This is a genomic window from Croceibacter atlanticus HTCC2559 (assembly GCF_000196315.1).
GTDB lineage: Bacteria > Bacteroidota > Bacteroidia > Flavobacteriales > Flavobacteriaceae > Croceibacter > Croceibacter atlanticus.
Map to the genome: position 1 here is coordinate 1,064,453 of NC_014230.1, position 20,285 is coordinate 1,084,737.

The 20,285-nt window shown below is 34.5% G+C and carries 16 protein-coding genes; 9 read left to right on the top strand and 7 right to left on the bottom strand.

Annotation, left to right across the window (positions count from 1 at the left end; all coding sequences use genetic code 11):
• Window positions 1–6 precede the first annotated feature (6 nt).
• From CA2559_RS04715 to CA2559_RS04725, 3 genes are all read right to left on the bottom strand, one after another.
• A complete protein-coding gene (locus CA2559_RS04715; protein ID WP_013186704.1) occupies window positions 7–2,010 on the bottom strand; it encodes a fumarate reductase/succinate dehydrogenase flavoprotein subunit in 2,004 nt (667 codons plus the stop codon).
• A gap of 7 nt (window positions 2,011–2,017) precedes the next feature.
• The gene (locus CA2559_RS04720) at window positions 2,018–2,737 is read right to left on the bottom strand and encodes a succinate dehydrogenase cytochrome b subunit (RefSeq protein ID WP_013186705.1); all 720 of its coding nucleotides are present in this window, start codon (window positions 2,735–2,737) and stop codon (window positions 2,018–2,020) included.
• Window positions 2,738–2,859: 122 nt separating this feature from the next.
• Window positions 2,860–5,718, bottom strand: coding sequence for a WD40/YVTN/BNR-like repeat-containing protein (locus CA2559_RS04725; RefSeq protein WP_013186706.1), 2,859 nt, complete (start codon window positions 5,716–5,718; stop codon window positions 2,860–2,862).
• Window positions 5,719–5,989: 271 nt separating this feature from the next.
• On the opposite strand from CA2559_RS04725, the gene CA2559_RS04730 reads away from it, so the two are divergent.
• The 4 genes from CA2559_RS04730 to CA2559_RS04745 all read left to right on the top strand — a co-directional run bounded on the left by CA2559_RS04730 (window position 5,990) and on the right by CA2559_RS04745 (window position 9,843).
• The gene (locus CA2559_RS04730; protein ID WP_013186707.1) at window positions 5,990–7,282 is read left to right on the top strand and encodes an aminopeptidase P family protein; all 1,293 of its coding nucleotides are present in this window, start codon (window positions 5,990–5,992) and stop codon (window positions 7,280–7,282) included.
• A 123-nt stretch (window positions 7,283–7,405) separates the two neighbouring features.
• Entirely contained in the window at window positions 7,406–8,155 is a 750-nt protein-coding gene (locus CA2559_RS04735) for an SDR family NAD(P)-dependent oxidoreductase (protein ID WP_013186708.1), read from the top strand.
• Between the two features lie 17 nt (window positions 8,156–8,172).
• Window positions 8,173–9,318, top strand: coding sequence for a methionine aminotransferase (locus CA2559_RS04740; RefSeq protein WP_013186709.1), 1,146 nt, complete (start codon window positions 8,173–8,175; stop codon window positions 9,316–9,318).
• 87 nt (window positions 9,319–9,405) lie between these two features.
• Entirely contained in the window at window positions 9,406–9,843 is a 438-nt protein-coding gene (locus CA2559_RS04745) for a CARDB domain-containing protein (RefSeq protein ID WP_013186710.1), read from the top strand.
• Window positions 9,844–9,908: 65 nt separating this feature from the next.
• On the opposite strand, the gene CA2559_RS04750 is transcribed toward CA2559_RS04745, so the two are convergent.
• Window positions 9,909–10,853 carry an NAD-dependent epimerase/dehydratase family protein gene (locus CA2559_RS04750; protein WP_041241117.1) on the bottom strand — a complete coding sequence of 315 codons (945 nt, stop codon included), beginning with the start codon at window positions 10,851–10,853 and terminating at the stop codon, window positions 9,909–9,911.
• Window positions 10,854–11,020: 167 nt separating this feature from the next.
• Here CA2559_RS04750 and CA2559_RS04755 point away from each other — a divergent pair, with 167 nt between their 5' ends.
• Both CA2559_RS04755 and CA2559_RS04760 read left to right on the top strand, forming a co-directional pair.
• A complete protein-coding gene (locus CA2559_RS04755) occupies window positions 11,021–11,641 on the top strand; it encodes a hypothetical protein (protein WP_013186712.1) in 621 nt (206 codons plus the stop codon).
• Window positions 11,642–11,643: 2 nt separating this feature from the next.
• Window positions 11,644–12,186, top strand: a complete 543-nt coding sequence (locus tag CA2559_RS04760) for a nuclear transport factor 2 family protein (protein ID WP_013186713.1) — start codon at window positions 11,644–11,646, stop codon at window positions 12,184–12,186.
• Between the two features lie 3 nt (window positions 12,187–12,189).
• Here CA2559_RS04760 and CA2559_RS04765 read toward each other — a convergent pair whose 3' ends face one another.
• The 3 genes from CA2559_RS04765 to alaS form a co-directional block, all read right to left on the bottom strand.
• The gene (locus CA2559_RS04765) at window positions 12,190–13,011 is read right to left on the bottom strand and encodes an NAD(P)H-binding protein (protein WP_013186714.1); all 822 of its coding nucleotides are present in this window, start codon (window positions 13,009–13,011) and stop codon (window positions 12,190–12,192) included.
• Window positions 13,004–15,355 (bottom strand): M20/M25/M40 family metallo-hydrolase, encoded by a 2,352-nt coding sequence (locus tag CA2559_RS04770; protein ID WP_013186715.1) that lies wholly within the window; start codon window positions 15,353–15,355, stop codon window positions 13,004–13,006. The genes CA2559_RS04765 and CA2559_RS04770 overlap by 8 nt, the downstream gene beginning before the upstream one ends.
• Window positions 15,356–15,498: 143 nt before the next feature.
• Window positions 15,499–18,111, bottom strand: coding sequence for an alanine--tRNA ligase (gene alaS, locus CA2559_RS04775; protein WP_013186716.1), 2,613 nt, complete (start codon window positions 18,109–18,111; stop codon window positions 15,499–15,501).
• A gap of 117 nt (window positions 18,112–18,228) precedes the next feature.
• Here alaS and CA2559_RS04780 point away from each other — a divergent pair, with 117 nt between their 5' ends.
• From CA2559_RS04780 to CA2559_RS04790, 3 genes are all read left to right on the top strand, one after another.
• The gene (locus CA2559_RS04780; RefSeq protein ID WP_013186717.1) at window positions 18,229–19,206 is read left to right on the top strand and encodes a M23 family metallopeptidase; all 978 of its coding nucleotides are present in this window, start codon (window positions 18,229–18,231) and stop codon (window positions 19,204–19,206) included.
• A 122-nt stretch (window positions 19,207–19,328) separates the two neighbouring features.
• Window positions 19,329–19,658 carry a MerR family transcriptional regulator gene (locus tag CA2559_RS04785; RefSeq protein WP_013186718.1) on the top strand — a complete coding sequence of 110 codons (330 nt, stop codon included), beginning with the start codon at window positions 19,329–19,331 and terminating at the stop codon, window positions 19,656–19,658.
• 26 nt (window positions 19,659–19,684) lie between these two features.
• Window positions 19,685–20,284 carry a LemA family protein gene (locus CA2559_RS04790; RefSeq protein ID WP_013186719.1) on the top strand — a complete coding sequence of 200 codons (600 nt, stop codon included), beginning with the start codon at window positions 19,685–19,687 and terminating at the stop codon, window positions 20,282–20,284.
• The last annotated feature ends 1 nt before the right edge of the window (window position 20,285 follow it).

Genomic DNA, 20,285 nt, shown 5'->3' on the forward strand with positions numbered 1-20,285 from the left:
AGTATCTTATTTGTAACTTCTGGTTTTAACTTCAATATTTTCGTACTCCAAGTTCTCTTTATGTAGTACTGCGGCGCTTGGTTCACCTTTGTACTCCCAAGCAGCTACGTACATGAAGTTTTCATCATCACGCATTGCTTCACCTTCTTCTGTTTGGTACTCTTCTCTAAAGTGACCTCCACAAGATTCATTTCTATGTAGTGCATCTTTAGCAAAAAGCTCTCCTAGCTCTAAGAAGTCTGCTACTCTTCCAGCTTTTTCAAGCTCTTGATTCATTTCATTTGCATCTCCAGGAACTTTTACATCTCTATAAAATTCTTCACGCAACTCCTTAATTTCGGAGATTGCAGACTCAAGATCTTTAGCATTTCTGCTCATCCCACACTTGTTCCACATAATAAGCCCAAGCTTTTTATGAAAGTGGTCTACAGATTTTGTTCCATTGTTGTTTGCTAATTTATTTAAACGGTCAACTTGTAGTTTTTCAGCTTCATCAAACTCCTTAGTGTCTGTAGGAATTGGTCCCGTACGAATATCATCTGCTAAATAATTACCAATTGTATATGGCAATACAAAATAACCATCTGCCAAACCTTGCATTAAGGCACTTGCACCTAATCTGTTTGCACCGTGATCACTAAAGTTAGCTTCACCTGTAGCAAATAATCCTGGCACTGTAGTTTGTAAGTTATAATCTACCCAAATACCACCCATAGTGTAATGAACAGCTGGATAAATTTTCATTGGAGTTTCATATGGATTCTCATCTACAATCTTCTCATACATTTGGAATAAGTTACCGTACTTGTTCTCGATAACTTCTTTTCCTAATTCTTTTATTTTAGCTTCAGAAGGGTTGCTTATTTTTTGAGTAGCTGCAGCTTCTTTACCATAACGTTGTATTGCAGAAGCAAAATCTAGGTATACTGCTTGTCCAGTTTTATTAACACCATAACCAGCATCACAACGTTCTTTAGCGGCACGAGAAGCAACATCTCTAGGAACTAAGTTACCAAAAGATGGGTAACGACGCTCTAAGTAATAGTCACGATCTTCTTGCTTTAAATCTGTTGGTTTTAATTTACCTTCTCTAATCTTCTTAACATCTTCAATATGTTTTGGTACCCAGATACGACCATCGTTTCTAAGAGACTCAGACATTAATGTTAATTTTGATTGGTGATCTCCAGAAACAGGAATACACGTTGGGTGTATTTGTGTGTAGCAAGGGTTTGCAAAGAATGCACCACGCTTGTGAGCTTTCCAAGCAGCTGTTACGTTACTACCCATTGCGTTTGTAGATAGGAAAAATACGTTACCGTAACCACCAGAAGCAATTACTACAGCATGTGCTGAGTGGCGTTCAATTTTTCCTGTCTTTAAATCACGAGCAATAATACCACGTGCTTTGCCATCAATTTTTACAACGTCAAGCATTTCATGACGTGTGTAAGATTTTATTTTACCGCGGTTTATTTGTCTGTTCATTGCTGCGTATGCACCAAGAAGCAATTGTTGTCCTGTTTGTCCTTTAGCATAAAACGTACGCGATACTAATACACCACCAAAAGAACGGTTGTCCAAAAGACCTCCATACTCACGTGCAAAAGGAACACCTTGTGCAACACATTGGTCAATAATATTAGCAGAAACTTCAGCTAATCGGTATACATTCTCTTCACGAGAACGGTAATCGCCACCTTTTACAGTGTCATAAAATAAACGGTAGGTAGAGTCACCATCTCCTTGATAGTTTTTGGCAGCATTAATACCACCTTGTGCAGCAATAGAGTGCGCACGTCTTGGAGAATCCTGGTAACAAAATGTTTTTACATTATAGCCTAATTCAGCTAAAGTAGCAGCAGCAGATCCACCTGCTAAACCAGTACCTATGATGATAACATCTATATTACGTTTGTTAGCTGGGTTAACTAGGTTAATGCTATTCTTATGATTGGTCCACTTTTTGGCAAGTTCGCCTTGTGGTAATTTTGAATCTAATATTGACATACTTCTGCTATATTAATGATTGAAACGCTTGCTGAATTAATAATACAACCTCATTGTCGTGTAGGTTAGGCACAGAAACCAAATGATGGTAAAGTGCTATAAACACAAATCCTGCAGGTATTACAATGGCGTAAGCTTTGGCAAATTTGCTAAATGCACCTCTGTATCCTTTTGTCCAGCCTAAAGATTGCATAGAAGATGCAAAGCCGTGGAAAAGGTGAAGTGCTAAAAACACAAATGAAATAACATATAGTCCTGTTCTTACTGGACTTTCAAATTTGTGTACCAGCTCTGGGAAATAACGATCCTCTACAGCTTCAGACACATCTACATATTTATAGATAATCTCTGGAACCCAAAAATCATAAAAGTGCAAGCCTAAAAAAGCTAATACTACTAATCCTGAATATATCATATTACGAGATACCCAAGTAGAATTTTCGTTGCCTTTAAAACTTACATAACTAATACCACGTGCATTTCTGTTTCTATATTCTAAAATGAAGCCCATTATAAAATGAAAGAGCACACCGAATATTAATACAGGCTGTAGTAAAAATTGAACAACAAAGTTTGTACCCATAAAATGAGAGGTTTCGTTAAATAAGTCTGGACTTATAACGGACATCATATTAATAGTAAAATGTTGAGCTAGGAAAAAAACAAGAAACAAACCAGAAAGTGCCATAGCAACTTTTCTAGCGATAGAAGAGGAATTAACTCCCATTGGTTACGTTTTAAATTAGGAACACAAAAATACGGCGCAAATAGCTGTTTCACAAATATTGAAACCTACAATGCGCCTTATTTAGATTGTTTATAAGTTGTTTAACCTTTAAAGCTATTAAACTATTTCACTTTAAAGAGATTAGTTTGTGTTTTACCATTCCCAGAAATTTCGATAGTATAGGTTCCTTTAGGTAAATAGTAATTTCCATTAGATGCTTTTTCAAGATTTAGATCTTTGTCTTCTTTGCGTAAATGTTTTACACCAGAATCTGATAAGGTTAGATTATAATTAGCATAGTTAAACCCTTTTGAAGCATTTATAGCTTTAGAGAATAGTGTCTTATCATCTTTAGAAAGAACCTTTAAGGTATAATCACCATTAGCATTGGTATAAAATTTAATTGGTAAGCTAGGCTCATAGGCATCTAACCAAGAGCTCCAAGAGCTTCCCCAACGTGATGACTTTCTAATATCTTCTATTTCATAGACAATTAAAGTATTGTCTTTATTACTGTCAAAACTTTGTAAAGGTTCAATGTTTGTTTTGTAAATACTACGACCGTGAGTACCTAAAAGCAAATCTTTAGCTTCGGTTTGTATTTTAATATCGTGTACTGCGACATTTGGTAAACCTTCTGAAAAAGCTTCCCACTTTTCGCCATTATTAAAACTAACATAAGCACCATTGTCTGTTCCTAGATATAACACGTCTTCATTTTCTGGATCCTCAACAATGACATTTATAGGAGATGCAGGTAGGTTGCTGCTTATGTCTTCCCATGTAGTTCCGTAGTCATTGCTCATATATACATAAGCTCCAAAATCATCAAACCTATACCCGTTAAGTGTTACATAAACACGTTCTTTTTTATGTGAAGAAGCTTCAACTCTGCTAACCCATAAATCTTGAGGTAAAGTTTTAGAAATATTTCTCCAGTTGCCACCAGCGTTATTGCTAACATGAACTAATCCATCATCGCTACCAGTATAAAGTAATCCAAATTGAAATTCAGACTCATCTATAGTTGTTAATGTTCCGTAAGCAACATTACCTTTCTTGCCGCCATTAGTAAGATCTCCAGATATAGCAGTAAAATCTTTACCTTGATTCATAGAGCGCATTAGTTTGTTGCCTCCTAAATATAAAATATCTTGATTGTGGGAACTTAACAAAATAGGTGTTTGCCAATTAAACCTGTAAGGTGTTTCTCCTAGTTCATGTTTAGGTTGAATATAAGCTTGCTCACCAGTTTCTCTGTTTATTCTAAAATAATTTCCAAATTGGAAACCTGTGTAAACTATATTGTGATCTCTGTTATCTACTTGTATTTGCATACCATCGCCACCCATTATACTCTTCCAAGGATATTGTCCTTCTTGGTGCCAAGATTTATCTTCTGGAGCATTATGAGCACCAACCCATACACCATTATCCTGTAAGCCACCATATACATTGTATGGTGTTTCATTATCTACCTGTATAGCATAAAATTGACCAACAGATGGTTGGTTGGCTTTAATCCAATTTTCACCATCATCATATGTAATGTTTACACCACCATCATTACCATTAATTAGGTGGTTAGGATTGTTTGGGTTTATCCAAAGTGCATGATGATCTGCGTGTACATTTTCTGCACTTATGCTTATAAATGTTTTACCACCATCTTTAGATTTTAGTATTGGTACGCCAGATATATAAATATGGTCTTTGTTTTTTGGATTTACTTGTATTTGCGCAAAGTAGTAACCATAGCTGTAAAAGAGATCATCAATATAATCTTCATTCATTTTAGTCCAACTCTTTCCGCCATCATTGCTTCTGTATACTTCTGCTCCAACCACTGGTGTGTCAAATAATAATGAATTTGCATCTTCTAAATACTTAGCAAGATCTACAGGTTTTACAGAGCCTGTACGTACCATTTGTTTTACATTTTCTGCTCTGTATTTTTCTTGAAACCCATTTTCTTTAAGGTAAGCATTTAGTTTCTTGTCTTCTAAAGATAAGAAGGTTTGTGCGGTCATTGCTTTAAAGTCATCCTTCTTAAGTTTCCCAGAAGTGTTGTCTTCATTTTTAGATGTCTTTTCTCTTCGGAATTGACTATCGTGTACAGCATAAACTGTATTGTCATCGTAAACAGCAAGGCCTATCCTTCCTACACCTTGTCCTGTTGGAAATCCAGAGCCTTTAAGGGAAATCTTCTCCCAAGTGTTTCCTGCATCGGTACTTTTATAAATTCCAGAACCTTCACCGCTTCCGTCAAAATTCCAAGCTTTTCTGTCTTTATCCCAAGACGCAGCAAATTGAATATTAAAATTTTCTGGAGATACAGCCAGGTCAATGATGCCACTTTCAGAATTAACGTATAAGGTTTTATTCCAAGTTGTACCGCCATCGGTTGTTTTGTATACACCACGCTCTTCATTTTCTGAATATAAATGTCCTACTGCAGCAACCACAACTTCATCTGGATTATTAGGGTTTATACGTATTCGGCCTATGTGATGTGAGTCTAATAAGCCTTTGTTAACCCAAGTTTCACCTTTGTCTGTACTTTTTAAAATACCTATACCAGCATAACTGGAGCGAGAAGAGTTATTTTCTCCTGTACCAACCCATATTGTTCCGTTTTTCCAGTCTACTGCAATATCACCTAGGTTTTGAGTATCACTATTATCCATAATTGGCGTGAATGTGGTGCCATTATTATGCGTATACCAAAGACCGCCACTAGCATAGGCTACATAAAACTCAGACGGCATATTTGGATTAACATCTACATCTACAACACGGCCACTCATAACTGTTGGTCCTATGTTTTCAAAAGGAACATTTTTTACGATGGAAGTTTCCATCATAGTTGCTTTTTGCTGTAAAGATTCTTTAATTGTTTGAGCAGATGTTGCTTTGGTTTGTGCAAAACTTGTAAGTGCGAGACCAATACAAGCTATCGTGGTAAGATATGGTTTAATCATTATAGTGGTTGTTTTTAGAAGGCTCAAATTACAAAATACAAATCTAATTTTTATCATTTTTTACCCTATTGAAAGTGTCTTTAGGTGCATGATTAAGATTTTAACTTCAAAAGATTGCAAAAACTTCAAATTTACACTCAGTTTAACACGCATTGATTGTCAATTTCTTAATTTTGAAAGACTAGCAAATTAGTACCAGTTATTGCATTTTTAGCATACTGGATAATCTTTATTTTTTAACCTAAAACGATCTGCATAGCAGAGAATGAGTATGAAGTACGACCCAATTAATCCGAAATTATTTATTAAGAACCGTAAAAATTTTATGGCTCAGATGAAACCATCTAGCCTTGCAATTTTTAATTCTAATGATATATATCCTGTAGGTGCAGATAGTACCATGCCCTTTAACCAAGCAAGAGATATCTTTTACTTGAGTGGTGTAGACCAAGAAGAAAGTATTTTAGTATTATTTCCAGATGCTCCAAAAGAAAAACATAGAGAAATATTATTTCTAAAAGAAACTAACGAGCACATTGCTGTTTGGGAAGGAGAAAAGCTAACAAAAGAAAAAGCCTTAGAGACTACAGGCATAAAAACGGTGTATTGGCTTAAAGAGTTTGATAAAATTCTTTTTGAAGTTATGACTCAATGTGATACTGTATATATAAATACAAATGAGCATTACCGCGCAAATATTGAAACAGAAACTCGAGAAGCACGATTTGTAAAAGGATTATTAGAAAAATATCCAGCACATAGTGTTGCTAAAAGTAATCCTATCTTACAACGATTACGCTCTGTGAAAGACCAGATAGAGTTAGATATAATGCAACAGGCATGTAATATCACAGAAAAAGGATTCCGTAGGTTATTAAACTTTGTGAAGCCTGGTGTTTGGGAATATAATATAGAGGCAGAGCTTATGCATGAGTTCTTAAACAATCGCTCTAAAGGGTTTGCATACACACCAATTGTTGCCAGTGGTAATAATGCTAATGTTTTACATTATATAGAAAATAACCAACAGTGTAAAGATGGCGATTTAATACTTTTAGATGTAGGAGCAGAGTATGCTAATTACAGTAGTGATATGTCTCGTACAATTCCTGTAGGTGGTAAATTTACCAAGCGCCAAAAAGAAGTTTACAATGCAGTAAATAAAGTAAAAAATGATGCAACTAAACTATTGGTGCCAGGAGCATATTGGGAAGAGTATCACGTAGAAGTTGGTAAGATGATGACATCTGCATTGATTGATTTAGGTTTGTTAAATAAAGCCGATGTGAAAAATGAAAACCCAGACTGGCCAGCATACAAAAAGTATTTTATGCACGGTACCTCTCACCACATAGGGTTAGATACGCATGATTATGGTTTACTTCATGAGCCAATGCAGGCAAATAATGTATTTACTGTAGAGCCAGGAATTTATATTCCAGAAGAAGGATTTGGTATTCGATTAGAAGATGATTTGGTTATACAAGAAAATGGCGAACCATTTAATTTAATGGGCAACATTCCTATTGAAGCAGATGAGATTGAAGAGATAATGAATAGCTAATAAAGTTAAAATACTTTTAAGTTGATTATATTTATTCTGGTGATAGCGTTTTAGGACACATCACCAGAATTTTTTTATAATAACATTGGCTAATTAACGTAGTATAGGACTATTAATATAATTATGAAAACAGCATTAATAACAGGCGCAAGTAGTGGTATTGGGCGCGCAACAGCAATCGCATTGGCAAAAGCAGGATTTAGCTTAATTCTTTGCGGAAGACGACAAGAACGCTTAGATGAATTAAAAAATAAATTGAGCACATTGGGCAGAATGCATACGCTTAATTTTGACATAAGAGATAAAGAAGCCGTCTTTAAGGCTATTGATAGTTTGCCTTCAGATATTAAAGCTATAGATGTGCTTATAAACAATGCGGGAAATGCGCACGGTCTAGATCCTATTGAAAAAGGAAGTTTAGAAGATTGGGATGCCATGTTAGATATTAATGTAAAAGGCTTGTTGTATGTAAGTAAAGCTATTTTACCAGGAATGCTACATAGAGAATCAGGTCATATTATTAATGTAGGATCTACTGCAGGAAAAGAAGTATACCCCAATGGAAATGTGTATTGTGCCAGTAAACATGCTGTAGATGCACTAAACCAAGCAATGCGAATTGATCTTAATGGAAAAGGTATAAGAGTTGGTGCCATTAATCCTGGAATGGTAGAAACTGAGTTTAGTAAAGTGCGTTTTAAAGATGATGTAGAGAGAGCAGAAAAAGTATATCAAGGTTTTCAGCCATTAAAACCAGAAGATGTTGCAGATATTATAACGTTTATGGTAACAAGACCTTATCACGTAAATATTGCAGATCTTACAGTAATGTGCACTGCACAGGCTTCTAGTACCATAGTAAATAAAGCCTAACTTTAAAAATTTCAATAATGTCTTTAGTTCATACCAAACTACCAAATACAGAAACTTCAATCTTCTCAGTAATGAGTAAGATGGCTAATGAATATAATGCATTAAATCTTTCTCAAGGGTTTCCAAATTTCGAAAGTGATCCAGAGCTTATTGCATTAGTTGAGCGCGCTATGATAAATGGCCATAACCAATATGCGCCAATGCCAGGCGATATTTTCTTAAGAGAACGTATTATTGAGAAAACAAATACGTTACATAACAGCAACTATACTTCAGAAGAAAACATTACTGTTACAGCTGGTGCAACCCAAGCTATTTTTACAGCAATTGCAGCAACAATACATAGAAACGACGAGGTAATTATATTTACGCCTGCATATGATTGTTACGCACCATCTGTAGAGTTGTTTGGTGGTGTGGTTAAAGCAATACAGTTGAAAGCTCCTCATTTTACACCAGACTGGAATATAGTTAAAGATACCATTACAGATAAAACTAAGATGGTTATCATAAATACACCTCATAATCCTACTGGTACTATTTGGAGTGAAGAAGATATGCTCACTTTACAATCATTACTGAAAAATACAAACATACTTTTATTGAGTGATGAGGTGTATGAGCATTTAATTTATGATAATGCTATACATTATAGCGCTGCAAAATTTGAAGATTTAAGACAACGTAGTTTTATAACAGCTTCTTTTGGAAAAACATTTCATAACACTGGCTGGAAAATGGGCTACTGTATAGCGCCTAAAGAGTTAACTAAAGAGTTTCAAAAAGTACACCAGTACAATGTTTTTTCAGTAAACGCACCTATACAGAAAGCACTAGCAACGTATTTAAATGATGCATCACATTACTTGAAGCTGAGTGACTTTTATCAGCAAAAAAGAGACTTTTTCTTAAAGCAAATACAATCATCTCGATTTAAATTTACACCTGCTAAAGGCACGTATTTTCAATCATTAGATTTTTCTGAGATAACAACTGAAAGTGATGTTGTGTTTGCCGAGCGCTTAACAAAAGACTACGGTTTGGCAACAATACCAACTTCAGTCTTCAATAAAAATAAAGAAGATTTTAAATTGTTAAGAGTATGTTTTGCCAAAACTGATAACACGTTAGAAAAAGCAGCCAGCATACTTAATAGTATTTAACATACTTTAAAACTAACTAACAGTATTTTAATAGTTGTTCTTATAGTATAACCTATTTCATTTTTAGTTTTATAAAAAAAAACAATTATGAATTATACACTCAAGAACATTTATAAAATACTAACTATTGTAACCTTAGCTTTGTTTGGTTTTACAACCCAAGCACAAGCAGACTTAACAATTAATGGTTATTTAGAATCTGGCGATGAGGTTGCTAATGCAGGAGATAGAGTTTCATTAGAGTACGTTATGCGTAATTTAGGAAATTATGATGTTGAAGATCCTGTAGTAAGCTTTTACCTTTCTGAAGATCCTATCGTAGGAGGCAATGATTATTTCTTAGAATCTGAAGATGGTTCAGACCTTGAAGCTTATGAGGTTGAAGATGAAAGTGAACAAGTTCCACTACCTTACAATATTCCTAGAGGACAATATTATGTGCTGTTAGTTATAGATCCTTACGATTACGTGTCAGAGCGCAACGAAGGAAATAATGTTGAAGCTGTACCAATCACAATTCAATAATAACAAGACATTTAAGTATTAAAAAAAGACGAACTATTTAGTTCGTCTTTTTTATTCAGTTTGTTTTAAGATTCTTTAAGTCCGTTTAGCATAGCCTTACTTGTCTTTTCAAGATCAAATTCTGTTTTCCAGTTCCAATCTTTTCGAGCGGCGCTGTCATCTATCGAGCTAGGCCAAGAGTCTGCTATTGCTTGGCGGTAATCTGGGTTGTAGGTGATTTCAAATTCTGGGATATGAGACTTAATAATTTTTGAAATGTCTTTAGGCGTAAAGCTTAATCCGGCAAGATTATAGGCGCTTCTTATAGTAAGGTTTTCTGCTGGCGCTTGCATTAACTCTAATGTGGCACGAATAGCATCATCCATATACATCATAGGTAGCGCTGTATTTTCAGATAGGAAACACTCATACTTTTGTTCTTTAAGCGCTTCAATATATATATCTACAGCATAGTCTGTTGTGCCGCCACCTGGTAAAGTTTTGTAGCTTATTAAACCAGGATACCTTATACTTCTTACATCTACCCCATATTTATTAAAGTAGTACTCACACCAACGTTCTCCTGTTTGTTTACTTATACCATAAACAGTGCTAGGCTCCATTATTGTCGTTTGTGGTGTGTCGTTTTGTGGTGTTGTAGTACCAAATACAGCAATACTAGATGGCCAGAATATGCGCTCTATCTTTTTTTCTTTTGCAAGATTTAAAACATTGAATAAAGAATTCATGTTAAGGTTCCAGGCACGCATAGGGAATTTTTCTGCAGTGGCACTAAGCATAGCAGCCATAAGGTAAACAGTGTCTACTTCGTAATGCATGACAACCTCTTCAATAGCTTTTAAATCTGTAGCGTCTAACTGCTCAAAAGGACCAGAAGCCATAAGAGTTTCGTTACCTTCTCTAATATCTCCGGCAATAACATTATCAGGACCATAAAGGTCTCTCAGCTTCATTGTGAGTTCAGTTCCAATTTGTCCGCAGGCACCAATAACAAGAATAGTTTCAGGCATAATAGTTGTAATTTTTTTTGAGGTTTCAAAGGTATTTAATTTTAATACAGAAAGAGAACTCTTTTTAATAATCTCAGTATTTTTAAGAGCACAACGTGTCAACCGATGCTTATATTAAATGATATTGAAGGGTTTGTGGTTTAAAAGCGATAATTTACTTTTACCAAATGAAGTTATTAAGAATTTTAGGTATAGCAATATTTGTATTTACTGCTTGTGAAGATAATACCACTGTAACAGAAAATGCTGCAGTTGGGCAAGACTCTATAGTACTTAATCAAAAAGTTAAGTCTGGCAAAACAATACAAGTTACCTTGCAAAGCGAACCAAATGAGATTGTGGTAAATTGGTTGGCATATATTACAGCACAAGATGAAATACGTAATTTAGAGAATGCAAGCTTGCAAAATGTAGTAGAAAAAGCAGTGCCATTATCTAAAATAATGACAGAGCTAAGAAGTACTGTGCCAGAGCAATTATCCTCTAAGGCAGTTATGTCTAGGCTTGTTGTGTTAGAGACAAAAACAAAAATCTTAGAGCAGTTAACCAGAAGACAAACCTTAGATGCAGACAAGGTTTTAGTTATAGCTAAAGAATTACCACAGGATTTTGAGAACTTTAAGCTTCAGCTAAATGAATTATTTTTAAAGACACCAGATCAATTCGAGATAGAATTAGATGATAGGTTAGATTCAATTCAAAAAGCAAATGAAGAAAATTCTCAATTACAATTAACTCCAAAAGAGTTGGAGCCTAATGAATTTAAAGTTTTAGGATCAGACAATTAATTATGAAACAACTATTTACCTTACTTATAGCTATTGCACTTTTAAGTTGTAATGACCATCCACATGATCATGATACATTAACAGAACCTGTTTTACAGCCTAAAACAGAGGTGAAGAAAGAAATTAACTCCAGATTAGATGCTTGGCATAAGGCTGCTGCTGAAACCAATTTTGACATCTATTTTAATATAATGACAGATGACGGTGTTTTTATAGGAACAGATGCTACAGAAAATTGGCAAAACTCTGATTTTAAAGAATTTTCAAAACCTTATTTTGATAAAGGTAAAGCGTGGAATTTTACAGCATTAGACAGAAATATTTATCTAGGAGAATACCAAGATGTTGCTTGGTTTGATGAACTTTTAGATACTCAAATGGGCATCTGTAGAGGTAGTGGTGTTTTGGTAAAAGACAGTTTAAATTGGAAAATAAAACATTACGTATTATCCATAGCGATACCTAATGAAAATGTAAAAGAAGTTACAGCTCTTAAAAAAGAGTTTGATAATGCGCTTATAAAACGCCTTTCACAAGACAATTAAAATTTAAAGCTCCTTATTAAACTCAAACCCCAATAGAGTGTTTAATTTTTGAGAGTAAATTACTTTACCCTTAGACACAGACTCTTCATCAAATTGAGGTTTTACCAAATCCATAGCTTCTGCTTTAAATTGATAGTAATTTTTACGGGTTTGGTGTATAGGGTTTACAGCATGAAATGTTTCTCCAAAAACGCCTTTGTTAATTATAAGGTTTAAAATGTTAACTGCATCTTCTTGATGAATCAAGTTTACTGGAGCTTCTGGGTTTTTAAGGTCTGTTTTACCAGACAATGAAATAGCAGGATGTCTGTCGCCTCCAATTAAACCTCCAAATCTTACTATTGTAGTATTAAATTCTTTGGCTTGTTTTACTAAAGTTTCACCTTCAATTAGTTTTCTGGCTTTTTTTGAGATTCCGTTAGGTTCAGTTTCTTCTGTAATAACTTTAAAACCATCTTCGTCTGCTTCCTCATCCTCAAATACAGATGTGGTGCTTACATAAAGTAAGTTCTTTACATCAGACTCTTTTAATACAGACATGAAATGAGCAATTTTAGATGCATAATTTAACTCTGGCTGTTTTCTTAAACGTGGCGGAAAAGCCATAACTAATGTCTCTGTATCTTTAAGGAATTCTAAAATATCACCATCTATATTGTGTTCATTAAGCTCTATATTAAATGGTACGATACCAACTTCAGACAACAGTTTAAGGTTCTCTTTTGTTGTTGTACTTCCTTTTACAGTGTAGCCTTGGTCTAAAAGTTTTTTTCCTAGAGGTAGTCCTAGCCAACCAGTGCCTAATATTGAAATTGTTTTATTCATAAACGTTTATAGGTTTAGGTATTGGAGTAAAATCCCAAGTATTTAAGTTAATTGTTTTTTTAGAAATTATAGCGTCATTAAGTACAAATGGCTTTGGTATCATAGTGTTATTACGTTGTTGTAATGGCACTTCAGGATTAGTTAATAAATCATTAGACGCTTCATAAAGCACAAATTCTGGTTTATGATTTTTGTCTAATTCAATACTCAATCTTAGTGTATCCATATCTGTAACATAATACGTTAGTACATGATTACTATTGCGTTTCTTGTATTTATGAGGCCCTTCATTTTCTTTATCTGTATTTCCTACAGTAAGATTATTAGCAGAAAACGACTTAAAACTTATGGTGTCTTTTGTATATAGCTCCATACGATTTAGTCTTCTGTTAGGAGCTATTTTAAAATGATAGGTTGTTGTGGCGGCAGAAGAGCTATCATTTCTAATAATTTCTATACTAGGTTCTGGTACACTAACTGGCGGTGCAATTTTAGAAAATGTGTATCCAGTATTGTATTTGCTTTTAAACGTTACCTCAGGCTTATACTCAATAGGGTCATCTCCTAAAACACTCTTTGTCCAATCATCTAAAATTGAATCATAAGTATACCAATGTGCTTTTAAATCGTCTTGATTAAAACTATAAACCAAACTATTTGGTTTTGGTTGTTCCTCACTAAATTGAGCATTAAGATGTGCTTTTATAAAGAATACAGCGCTTAACAAAAGAAATACACTTCCAAATATATATTTGCGTTTATAAAAGCCGAATACAGGTAATAATAAACCAAAAAGTAATACGGTAAATAAAGAACTTACCATGAGCATTTTTAAACCTAGACCTACTGGAAAAAATTGAATAAGTGGCGCTAATATTATAATACTTAAGCCATTTATAAGAGCTAAAAGTAAAGGCATTGGCTTTCGTTGTCTTATACAAAGCCAAAAAGACAATAATCCTAAAAATACAGGAATTATAAAAAACGAAACTCCTTTTAAACCAATGGCAATTGCTATACATACAATGAGCCATATAGTAATTGGCGCAATTAAAAGATTAACTGTGGTAAGTGTTTTTGCCAAGCGAGCGTAAACAAACCAAATAATACCAAGAGTAAGACAAACAAAAGCTGCTATATAGAAGTGACCGTTGTAAGTGAAACCCTGTAAAATTTCTTGATATTGAGGATATATAGCCAACAAGGCTTTCCATCCTAAAAAAGAAATTAATGGTGCGCCTATAAGAACTACTAAAAAAGGAATAAACCCTAAAAACAACTCTTTACTTTTTAATCTTCTTTTTTTGAAACCATATAACAAAAGCCCAATAAACAAAAGTATAGCAAGTATTAACATAGGTGTTACCCAAGCAAAAGGGTAATGCACTAAAGTAGAAAACGGTAAATCAAAATAAACATCGTCATTTTCTGTGTGTAAATTATCAAGGTTAGTGTTGCTAAAGTGTTTAAGCAATGGCATTAAGTAACTGGCTTGATGTGCCAAGGAAGTTTTATCTAAACGTTGTGGGCTGTCTAAAGCAGTGTGGTAATCATAATGATCATCAATAAAAGCAAAAAAGAAAGAGTTTATATTCTTGTCTTCTCTAAATATAGTTGAGTCTGTATCATTAGGTAAAAGTTTATAAACACTATACATTAAGGATGTTGCCACAGGAAACTCAACATTTGCTTGATTAAACGAAGCTATTAAGCCGGAGTTTCCACCATTTGTTTCAACAATCATATTACTTGGTCCGCCACTACCGCGAGCTTCAAAATTTAAAACGAGACCTACATCATTAGCCCAATCATGTTCATTAACAAAAAGTTTTGCGCCATTTAATCCTAGCTCTTCAGCATCTGTAAATAATATAATGATATCATTTTCATGTGAAGTTTGGTTGCTTAAAAACGCTCTAATACTTTCAAGAATTGTAGCAACACCACTTCCAGCGTCGCTAGCACCTTTAGCAGAATGAGGATTACTATCATAGTGAGACATAAGCACCAGAGCTTTAGCATCTGGATTAGTGCCAGGTATTCTGGATAAAATATTTATAGGCTTTACCAAGATGCCATCATCAGATAAGCAATAGCCTTCTTGAGTTTGAACTTCTAACCCCATTTTTTGCAACTGCTGTACAATATAGTTTCTTACAAATGCATGTTTAGTTGTGCCAACAGCATGAGGATTTTGCCCTATCTGCTCTACATGACTAAATGCTCTATCCATACTAAAGCCAGAAGTGGTGTAATTGGCGTCTGGCAGCAATCTTGCGAAACTAAAATATAGTAGAGCAAGAATTAAAAATAGACTTGTAAGTGTAGAAAATAAGTTTTTCATAATACGAAATCGTAAAACTTAAATTTATGAAATAATAGTGTCAATATATAAATTCTAGTCAAGTGGTTTTGTATGTCATGAAAAAAGCCTCTATAACTTAAAAGAGATAAGTTGTAGAGGCTTGATAATTAAGTTACTCAATATTATTTTATAATATCTTTAGAAGCTTGAAGCGCTGCAGAGATACCATCTGGCTTTTTGCCACCTGCAGTAGCAAAAAATGGTTGACCGCCACCGCCACCTTGTATGTGTTTCCCAAGATCTCTAATAATTTTACCAGCATTTAAATCTTTTTCGGCTACTAAATTTTTAGATATATAACAACTTAATAAAGCTTTGCCATTATGATTAGAGCCAAATACTAAAAATAAATTATCTACCTCACCGCCAATTTCAAAAGCTAAATCTTTCATACTGCCAGCATCTAAATCTATTTCTTTAGCAAGAACATTAATACCATTTATGGTTTCAAGTTCTTGTTTAAGCTCTGCTTTTAAATGTTTTGCTTTATCTTTTAATAATTGCTCTACCTGCTTTTTAAGCTCAGAGTTTTCTTCCTGTAATGAGCTTACTGCTTTTACAGTATCTTGAGGATTTTTAAGAATACTCTTTACATCTTCTAAAATCTGATTTTGTTTTGCGTAGTAAGTATCAACAGCATCATTACTAATAGCTTCAATACGTCTTATGCCAGATGCTACAGCACCTTCAGAAATTATTTTAAAGTGTCTTATTTCAGAGGTATTGTTAACGTGTGTACCGCCACAAAGCTCCATAGATTTACCAAAGCGAATTGTTCTAACTGCATCGCCATATTTTTCGCCAAACAATGCAATTGCGCCTTCGTCTAATGCTTTTTGATGAGGTATGTTTCGTTGTTCTTCCAGAGGAAGTTGTTCTCTTATACGAGCGTTTACAAAATCTTCAACTTGAGTTAGCTCTTCTGCTGAAACCTTCGAGAAATGTGAGAAATCAAACCTTAAATTTCCACTATGAACCATAGATCCTTTTTGCTCAACGTGAGTTCCTAAGACAGATCTTAATGCTTGGTGTAATAAGTGTGTGGCAGTGTGGTTAGAAGCAGAGCGCATACGTTGCTTGCTGTCTACAACTGCTTTAAAAGTAGCTTCTGGGTGTTTTGGAAGGTTTTTAGTAAAATGTACAACTAAGTTGTTTTCCTTTTTTGTATCTACAATATAAACAACATCGCCGTCTGGAGATTCTAAATATCCTTTGTCTCCAACTTGACCACCACCTTCTGCGTAAAACGGAGTTAAGTTAAACACAAGCTGATACATTTCTCCATCTTTCTTATTTTCTACTTTACGGTAACGCGTTAGTTTAACCTGAGCTTCTAAATGGTCATAACCAATAAACTCTTGTTCAGCATCATCAATTAATGTAACCCAATCTCCTGTTTCTGTTTTAGTAGCTTCTCGAGAACGGTCACGTTGCTTTTTTAATTCAGCGTCAAATTCAGCTTCATTTAAAGAAAAACCACGTTCTCTTAAAATTAGGGAAGTTAAATCTATAGGGAATCCATAAGTATCGTAAAGCTCAAAAGCTTTCTTGCCAGAAATTTCTTTGCTTTTAGATTTTTCGATAATGTTATCTAATAAAACAAGACCTTGATCTAATGTTCTTAAAAATGAGCTTTCTTCTTCTTTTATAACATTGTAAATAAGGTTTTCCTGCTTAACCAACTCTGGGTAAGCATCTCCCATTTGTTTAGTAAGCGTCTTTACCAATTTATAAATAAATGGTTCTTTAGTGTTTAAGAATGTAAAGCCATAACGTATACCACGACGTAAAATACGGCGTATAACATAACCTGCTCCAGTGTTACTAGGAAGTTGGCCATCTGCAATTGAAAAAGCAACTGCGCGTACGTGGTCAGATATTACTCTTATGGCAATGTCTGTTTTTTCAGAAGATCCATAGGTTGTAGCTGTAATGGTTTCTATTTCCTTAATAAGTGGCGTAAAAGCATCTGTATCATAATTAGAGGTTTTATCCTGTAATACCATACACAAACGCTCAAAGCCCATACCTGTGTCTACATGTTGTGCAGGTAGTTTTTCTAAAGAGCCATCTGCTTTTCTGTTGAATTGCATGAAGACTAAATTCCAAATCTCTACTACTTGAGGATGATCTTCATTTACAAGCTCTGCACCAGATACTTTATCTTTTTCTTCTTTGCTACGTAAATCTACGTGTATTTCTGAGCAAGGACCACAAGGACCTTGAGCACCCATTTCCCAGAAGTTGTCTTTTTTGTTTCCATTTAAAATACGATCTTCAGAAATATGATTCTTCCAAAAATCATAAGCTTCTGTATCACGTTCTAAACTTTCAGAAGCATCACCTTCAAAAATTGTAACGTATAAGTTGTCTTTATTTACCTTGTAAACTTCTGTAAGCAACTCCCAAGCCCAAGCAATAGCTTCTTCTTTAAAGTAATCTCCAAAACTCCAGTTTCCTAACATTTCGAACATTGTATGGTGATAGGTGTCTATACCAACTTCCTCTAAATCGTTGTGCTTACCACTAACGCGCAAACATTTTTGCGTGTCTGTAACTCTACTACTTTTAGGATCTCCATTACCTAAGAAAAACTCTTTAAACTGGTTCATCCCAGCATTTGTAAACATTAGCGTAGGGTCATCTTTAATGACCATTGGGGCAGAAGTGACAATGCTGTGTTTTTTAGATTTAAAAAACTCGAGGAATGTTTTACGAATATCTTGAGACGTCATTAGTCAAATGTTAATTACTTTAAGAAAAATTTATTTTTTTATATTTGTCACTTCCGCTTAGTTTTTTCGTCGTTAAGGGCGTACAGATATATCGGCAAAAATAACATATTTAAACGAATGAGTAAGGTAAAATACTATTATGACAGTGACACACTTTCCTATCGAAAGATAGAACGAAAGAAGGGTCGTCGTTTTGGGTTTACATTCCTTATAGTTATTGGTGTTGCTCTAGCGGGTTTTCTATTTCATATTCTTTATTTAAACCTTCCTCAGATTGAAACGCCAAAGGAAAAAGCTTTAAAACGAGAGTTGGCTAATATGGAAATACAGTATGATATCCTTAATAAAAAAATGGATCAAGTAAATGCTGTACTTACAGATATTGAAGATAGAGACAACAATATATACAGGCTTTATTTTGAAGCAAATCCAATTCCTGAAGAGGTGCGCCGTGCAGGTTTTGGAGGTATAAACAGATATAAGGATTTAGAAGGTTACGATAACTCAGAATTAATTATAAAGAGTAACAAACGTATGGATGTTATTACCAAACAATTGGTAGTACAGTCTAGATCTCTTGATGAAATTGCAGTGTTGGCAGAAGACAAGGAAAAACTTCTTGCTGCAATACCTGCAATACAACCTGTAAGAAACAAAGACTTAAGTAGAATTGCTTCTGGATATGGCTGGCGAAGCGATCCTTTTACTAAGGCTAGAAAATTTCATTACGGTATGGATTTTACCTCACCAAGAGGTACACCAATTTATGCAACAGGAGATGGTGTTATTGAGCGCGCCGATAGCAGATCTACCGGTTATGGAAATCATATTAGGATAGATCACGGTTATGGTTATACCAGTTTATATGCGCACTTATATAAATACAATGTAAAAAAAGGCCAACGTGTTAAACGTGGCGATGTTATTGGCTTTGTAGGAAGTACGGGAAGATCTCAAGCACCACACCTGCACTACGAGATATTTAAAGATGGAGAACGTATTAACCCAATTAATTTTTACTACGGGAATTTATCTCCAGCAGAGTTTAATGAAATTCTACAAAAATCTCAGCAAGAAAATCAATCTCTGGATTAATATTCTTCCTCATGTAACATAACAGTTGCAAATCATACTAATAGATTGTAATACTATGTTAATAGGCACTTAGAGTGTGTATTTTGCAATAATGGTATTTAAAAAATGTCTAATTTAGCAGTATGCATATATCGCTTCCACAGAAATTATATTACAGTATTGGAGAAGTGGCAGAAGCCTTTGGTGTAAATGCCTCTTTAATACGATTTTGGGAAAAAGAATTTGATGTTCTGAAGCCCAAGAAAAATGCAAAGGGAAACAGGAAGTTTACACCTGAAGATATTAAGAATCTTCAATTTATCTATCATTTGGTTAAAGAAAGAGGCTTTACTTTAGAGGGCGCAAAAACTCATTTAAAGGAGCAAAAACACCAATCTTTAAAAACATTTGAGATAATTAGAAAATTGGAGGCTATTAGAGCAGAATTAAACGAATTAAAAAACAACCTTTAAACAAATACCAACCTAAACTCACTATCATGAAAAAGTGGCTTATACCCGTAATTATTATTGTTGTATTAGGATTTGTAATCTATAATATGACTGTTGGCTTTAACAACAATGCTGTAGAGATGCGAGAAGACGCAAAAACAGCTTGGAGTAATGTAGAAAGCTCTTACCAAAGACGAAATGACCTTATCGGTAATTTAGTTAAAACTGTGCAAGGTGCAGCAGATTTTGAACGTACAACTTTAACCGAAGTTATTGAGGCACGTGCAAAAGCAACATCTGTTAATATAGATGCAAACAATCTTACGCCAGAAGCAATCTCTAACTTCCAACAAGCTCAAAGTGGTTTGTCTGGGGCACTATCTAGATTGTTAGTAACTGTTGAGCGTTATCCAGACCTAAAAGCAAATCAAAATTTCCTAAATCTGCAATCTCAATTAGAAGGCACAGAGAATAGAATTAATGTTGCAAGAGATCGTTACAATGCTCAAGTAGGTGAATATGAAAAATACACCAACAAATTTCCGAACTCAATCTTTGCAGGTTGGTTTGGCTTTGAAGAAATGACGCGTTATGAAGCAGATGCAGGTAGTGAAAATGCGCCAGATGTAGATTTCGATTTTAATTAAG